The 816-nt window shown below is 66.8% G+C and carries 1 protein-coding gene; it reads left to right on the top strand.

Translation table 11 applies throughout. The features are described 5' to 3' along the window. On the top strand, nucleotides 1-816 hold an 816-nt coding region (locus tag ACYVOK_RS35915; RefSeq protein WP_460667085.1), incomplete at both ends, for a DNA translocase FtsK.

Here is an 816-nt window from a genome sequence, read left to right on the forward strand (position 1 = left end):
CTGGAGCAGAATGCCGCCCTGCTCGAAGGCACGCTCGAGGATTTCGGCGTCCGCGGTGCCATCACGAAGGTCAATCCCGGGCCTGTAGTGACGTTGTACGAGCTTGAGCCTGCGCCTGGAACGAAGTCGTCGCGGGTGATCTCGCTGGCGGACGACATCGCCCGCTCGATGAGCGCGGTCTCGGCCCGGGTGGCGGTGGTGCAGGGGCGCAACGCCATCGGCATCGAGCTGCCCAACCACAAGCGCGAGACCGTGTACCTGCGCGAGCTGCTCGCCTCCCAGGACTTCGAGACCTCGAAGCAGAAGCTCGCCCTGTGCCTGGGCAAGACCATCGGCGGCGAGCCGGTGATCGCCGATCTCGCCCGCATGCCGCACCTGCTGGTGGCCGGCACCACCGGGTCGGGCAAGTCGGTGGCGATCAACACCATGATCCTGTCCCTGGTCTACCGGCTCTCGCCGGCCGAGTGCCGGCTGATCATGGTCGACCCCAAGATGCTCGAGCTCTCGGTCTACGACGGCATCCCGCACCTGCTCACCCCGGTGGTGACCGACCCGAAGAAGGCGGTGGTCGCCCTCAAATGGGCGGTGCGCGAGATGGAGGACCGCTACCGCAAGATGTCCAAGCTGGGCGTGCGCAACATCGACGGCTTCAACGCCCGCGTGGTCGAGGCCAAGGCCCGGGCCGAGACCATCACCCGCACGGTGCAGACCGGGTTCGACCGCGAGACCGGCGAGGCGATCTACGAGGACGAGGTGATGGATCTCGATCCCTTGCCCTACATCGTGGTGATCGTCGACGAGATGGCCGACCTGATG

Source organism: Kribbella swartbergensis (genome assembly GCF_054784135.1).